General features: G+C 66.6%; 6 protein-coding genes. 2 read left to right on the forward strand and 4 right to left on the reverse strand.

The window, feature by feature from the left end; all coding sequences use genetic code 11:
- A partial coding sequence (locus AACR77_RS20970; RefSeq protein WP_042882204.1) for a GIN domain-containing protein occupies window positions 1-415 on the forward strand: 415 nt, incomplete at its 5' end.
- A gap of 72 nt (window positions 416-487) precedes the next feature.
- Here the strand turns inward: AACR77_RS20970 and AACR77_RS20975 are convergent.
- From AACR77_RS20975 to AACR77_RS20985, 3 genes are all read right to left on the reverse strand, one after another.
- Window positions 488-994 (reverse strand): DinB family protein, encoded by a 507-nt coding sequence (locus AACR77_RS20975; protein ID WP_042882205.1) that lies wholly within the window; start codon window positions 992-994, stop codon window positions 488-490.
- A 65-nt stretch (window positions 995-1,059) separates the two neighbouring features.
- Window positions 1,060-1,908: an S-formylglutathione hydrolase gene (gene fghA, locus AACR77_RS20980; RefSeq protein ID WP_042882207.1), complete on the reverse strand. Its 849-nt coding sequence runs from the start codon at window positions 1,906-1,908 to the stop codon at window positions 1,060-1,062.
- A gap of 48 nt (window positions 1,909-1,956) precedes the next feature.
- Window positions 1,957-3,084 (reverse strand): S-(hydroxymethyl)glutathione dehydrogenase/class III alcohol dehydrogenase, encoded by a 1,128-nt coding sequence (locus AACR77_RS20985; protein ID WP_010672469.1) that lies wholly within the window; start codon window positions 3,082-3,084, stop codon window positions 1,957-1,959.
- A gap of 118 nt (window positions 3,085-3,202) precedes the next feature.
- On the opposite strand from AACR77_RS20985, the gene AACR77_RS20990 reads away from it, so the two are divergent.
- Window positions 3,203-4,108: a LysR substrate-binding domain-containing protein gene (locus AACR77_RS20990; RefSeq protein WP_039039541.1), complete on the forward strand. Its 906-nt coding sequence runs from the start codon at window positions 3,203-3,205 to the stop codon at window positions 4,106-4,108.
- A gap of 63 nt (window positions 4,109-4,171) precedes the next feature.
- Here the strand turns inward: AACR77_RS20990 and AACR77_RS20995 are convergent.
- Window positions 4,172-4,977, reverse strand: an 806-nt coding sequence (locus tag AACR77_RS20995) for an ABC transporter permease (protein WP_042882209.1), incomplete at its 5' end; no start/stop codon positions are given.

Consider the following 4,977-nt stretch of genomic DNA (forward strand, 5'->3'; position numbering starts at 1 on the left):
CACCCTGCCGACGCTGCACGAGTTGGCACTGGCGGGGGTTGGCAACGGCGCCTTGCGCGACTTCAAGGGGGATGATCTGGTGCTCTCCCTGGCGGGCACGGGGGACATCGTCGCCAGCGGGCTGACGCTGGATCGGCTGGAGGGCAACATCGCCGGGCTGGGCAACCTGGATCTGGGGCAGGGCTCCGCCCGGGTGATGGCGCTGAACATCGCCGGCGCCGGTGGCGTCAAGGGGGCCGGGCTCGCCAGCGAGGAGGTCGAGGTGAGCATCGCCGGCAGTGGCGAGGTCGAGGTGCGGGCCCGGTCGCGGCTCAAGATAGAGATCGCCGGTGCCGGTGCGGTCAACTACTGGGGCAGCCCAGCGCTGACCAGCGAGATCGCGGGCTCGGGTCAGGTGAGCCGGTTGGGGAGCTGATCCCATCACCGCAACAATGAAAAAGGCCCCTCGGGGCCTTTTTTGCAGGATGCGACATCGTGGGACGACACCTCACTCGAGGGGCAGCGCGAGCTCCAGATCCGCGTTGAGCCGCATCAGCAGCCACTGCATGCCGGCGAGGTGCTGGTGGTCATGGCTGACGAGCAGGCGCACCAGACCGTCCAGGGTCACCTCCCCATAGCCGCCATAGCGGGCGCGGCGCTGCCAGGCGTCGGACGGTACCGTCTTCAGCCATTCGACGGTCTGCAGGCGGGCGGTGCGAAAGCGGTCGAGCTGCGTGGCGGTATCCTGCCGGGGGTAATCATGGTCCAGCGCCAGCTGATAGCCATCGAGGGAGGCGAGCTCCGGCAGGCTTTCCGCCAGGGTGCGACGAAACCGCACCTGATAGCCCAGCACCTCGATGTCCAGCAGGTGGCAGAGGTGCCCCCTGGCACTGAAACGCTCGGAGGGGATCCCGGCCCAGTTGGCGGGTTCCCAGTCCAGACGGTCGGTGGGGACCTGTGCCAGCAGCCGCTCGAACTGGTCCGGCATGGCCAGCAATGTGGTGAAGAGAGGCATCCTTGTCTCCTGTTTCCGGGTGAATGGCCGCCCGCTGACGGGGGGCGGCCACGAGCGGGTCAGCCTCAGGCCGGTTCGCCCAGGTGGTTGGCGTGAAAGCGCAGGTGCGCCTCGATGAAGCTCGCCACGAAGTAATAGCTGTGGTCGTAGCCGGCATGGCGGTTGAGCGTCAGGGGCCACGCCCGGGTGGCGGCCACTTCGGCCAGGGTGTCGATGCCGAGCTGCTCCGCCAGGAAGGGGTCGTCCAGCCCCACGTCCACCAGGGTCGGCAGGGGCGGGCTGTCGTGGTGGCGCAGCAGCTGGCAGGAATCCCACTCCTGCCACAGCAGGGGGTTGTTGCCGAGGTAGGCGCCGAGGGCCTTCTGGCCCCAGGGGCAGCGGCTCGGGTGGCTGATGGGGCTGAAGGCCGACACCGAGCGGTAGCGACCCGGCTCGCGCAGGGCGGCGATGAGGGCGCCGTGGCCTCCCATGGAGTGGCCGCTGATGGCGCGCTTCGTCGAGACCGGGAAGTGGGTCTCGATGAGCTCGGGCAGCTCCCGGGTGACGTAATCGTACATCTGGTAGTGATCCCGCCAAGGGCTTTGGGTGGCGTTGACGTAGAAACCCGCCCCCATGCCGAGGTCATAGCCGGGATCGTCCGCCACCCCTTCACCGCGGGGGCTGGTGTCCGGCGCTACCAGAGCGATGCCGAGCTCGGCGGCGATGCGCTGGGCCCCGGCTTTTTGCATGAAGTTCTCGTCGGTGCAGGTGAGACCGGAGAGCCAGTAGAGCACCGGCACTTTCTGGCCGGTGAGGGCCTGGGGCGGCAGGTAGATGGCGAAGCGCATCTCGCACCCCAGCACATTGGAGCGGTGGCGATACTGCTTGTGCCAGCCGCTGAAGCTCTTGTTGCTGCTGATGATGTCCAGATTCATGTAAGGACTCCTTGCCCCGCCCATGCGATGGGCGGGGCGCTCATGGGATCAGTAGTGGATGACGGTGCGGATGCTCTTGCCTTCGTGCATCAGATCGAACGCCTCGTTGATCTGCTCGAGGGGCATGGTGTGGGTGATGAAGTCGTCCAGCTTGAACTCACCCTGCATGTAGCGCTGTACGTAGCTCGGCAGCTCGCTGCGACCGCGCACGCCCCCGAAGGCGCTGCCGCGCCACACCCGGCCGGTGACCAGCTGGAACGGACGGGTGCTGATCTCCTGGCCCGCACCGGCCACGCCGATGATGACCGACTCGCCCCAGCCCTTGTGGCAGCACTCCAGCGCCGCGCGCATCACCTTGACGTTGCCGATGCACTCGAAGGAGAAGTCGACGCCGCCGTCGGTCATCTCGACGATCACCTCCTGGATGGGCTTGTCGAACGTGTTCGGGTTGATGCAGTCGGTGGCGCCCAGCTTGCGAGCCAGCTCGAACTTGCTCTCGTTGATGTCGATGGCGATGATGCGGCCGGCCTTGGCCAGGCGCGCGCCTATGATGGCAGAGAGGCCGATGCCCCCCAGCCCGAAGATGGCGACGCTCTCACCCTCTTTCACCTTGGCGGTGTTCATCACGGCGCCGATGCCGGTGGTGACGCCGCAGCCCAGCAGGCAGACCTCTTCCAGGGGGGCGGCCGGATCCACCTTGGCGATGGAGATTTCGGGCAGTACCGTGTATTCGCTGAAGGTGGAGGTGCCCATGTAGTGGTAGATGGGCTGGCCGTCCTTGGAGAAGCGGGTGGTGCCGTCCGGCATCAGCCCCTTGCCCTGGGTGGCGCGGATCTTCTGGCACAGGTTGGTCTTGCCGGATTTGCAGAACTTGCACTCGCCGCACTCTGGGGTGTAGAGCGGGATCACGTGATCGCCGACCTTGACGCTGGTGACGCCCTCGCCGACGGACTCGACGATACCGCCCCCTTCATGGCCCAGGATGCAGGGGAAGACCCCTTCCGGATCTTCACCGGAGAGGGTGAAGGCATCGGTGTGGCAGACGCCGGTCGCGACGATGCGCACCCGCACCTCGCCGGCCTGGGGCGGCATGACCTCGACCTCTTCGATGGAGAGGGGCTGACCCGGTCCCCAGGCGATGGCGGCTTTACACTTGATGCTCTGAACCTGTGCCATGAATGACGTCCTCGTAGTGGTTGGATGAACGGAAATGAGTTCGGAGATCCAGTGTAGTTTCCCGCCGATTTGGTGATAATAACGCTAAGTATCAAATCACTTTTACACACAGGTAATAATGTTCGGCTGGGAAGGGGTCTGTGAATTTGTCAGCGTGGCGGAGCAGGGGGGCTTTACCCCGGCCGCACGCAAGCTCGGGGTGTCGGTGGCCCAGGTGAGCCGCCAGGTGGCGCAGCTCGAAGACAGGCTGCAGGCCAAGCTGCTGCTGCGCACCACCCGTCAGGTGCGTCTCACCGAACTCGGGGAGATCTATTTTCGCCACTGCCGCCAGTTGCTGGACAACCTCTACGAGGCGGAGCTGGCGGTGGGACGCCATCAGGCGGTGCCCCAGGGCTCCTTGCGCATCACGGCCCCGGTCTCCTACGGCGAGAGCCGCATCGCCCCCCTGGTGAACGACTTCATGGTGCGCTTCCCCCAGCTGGAGGTGACCCTCAACCTCACCAACCAGTTGCTGGATCTGGTGCACGAGGGGTTCGATCTGGCGATCCGCCTCGGCCACCTCAAGGATTCGACCCTGGTGGCCCGCAAGCTGGCGCAGCGGGTACCCTATGTGTGCGCCTCCCCCGCCTACACCGCCCGCCACGGCATGCCCAACAGTCTCTCGGAGCTGGCCCGTCACACCTGCCTGGTGGGCAACGGGGACGAGTGGCACTTCACCCTGAACGGTAAACCCCACAGCGTGCGGGTACGCGGTCTGCTGCAGTGCAACAGCGGCCACGCCCTGCTGGATGCGGCCATCAAGGGGATCGGCATCATCCAACTGCCGGACTACTACGTGAGCGACCACCTCGCCCGGGGGGAGCTCATCGAGCTGCTGCCGGAGCTGCGGGCCCCCGAGGAGGGGATCTGGGCCCTCTATCCCCACAACCGCCACCTCTCCCCCAAGGTGCGGTTGCTGGTGGACTATCTGGCCGAGCGCCTCAGCGATCCCCACCAACCTGCCCTGGTACGGCCCATCGGTTGAGCCGTCGCCCGAAAAAGAAAAGGCCCGCATGTGCGGGCCTTTTGCATGGCATGAAGGGCGGGGCTATTCCCGCTCCTTGACGTAGGGGGTGCCGAGGGCCTTGGGGGCCACCGCCTTGCCGATGAAACCGGCCAGCAGGAAGACCGTCAGGATGTAGGGCAGCGCCTCGATGGCCTGCACCGGGATCGGGAAATCGCCGATGCTGACCCCTTGCAGCCGGATGGCGACCGCGTCGAGGAAGCCGAACAGCAGACAGGCCGCCATGGCGTTCCAGGGGCGCCACTTGCCGAACACCAGGGCCGCCAGCGCCATGAAGCCCTTGCCCGCGCTCATGTTGGGGATGAACTGGGCGGTCTGGGCCACCGCCAGATAGGTGCCCCCTATCCCCGCCAGCAGGCCGCCGATAATGAGGGCGGTATAGCGCATCCGCACCACGGAGATACCTGCGGTGTCGACCGCGGCCGGGGCTTCGCCCACCGCCCGCAGCCGCAGGCCGAAGCGGGTGCGGAACAGCACCCACCAGGCCAGGGGCACGGCGGCGAAGGCCACGTACTCCAGCAGGGAGTGACCGCTCAAGAGCTCGCTGTAGAGCTGGCCGATGACGGGCACGTCATAGAGCTCCTTGGCATAGGGCAGGTCGATGGGGGCAAAGCGCGCCGCGCCGGAGAGCGCCGGGGTCTGGCCCCCCTGATCGAACCAGTAGCGCCCCAGGGTCACGGTGAGACCGGCCGCCAGGATGTTGATGGCCATGCCGCTCACTACCTGATCACCCCGGTGGGTGATGGTGGCGAAGCCGTGCAGCAGGGCGAACAGGATGGAGATCCCCACCCCGACCCCCAGCCCAATCCAGGCGGAACCGGTGACGGCGG

It is taken from the genome of Aeromonas sp. ZOR0002 (assembly GCF_963866995.1).
In the GTDB taxonomy this organism is placed as follows: Bacteria; Pseudomonadota; Gammaproteobacteria; order Enterobacterales; family Aeromonadaceae; genus Aeromonas; species Aeromonas caviae.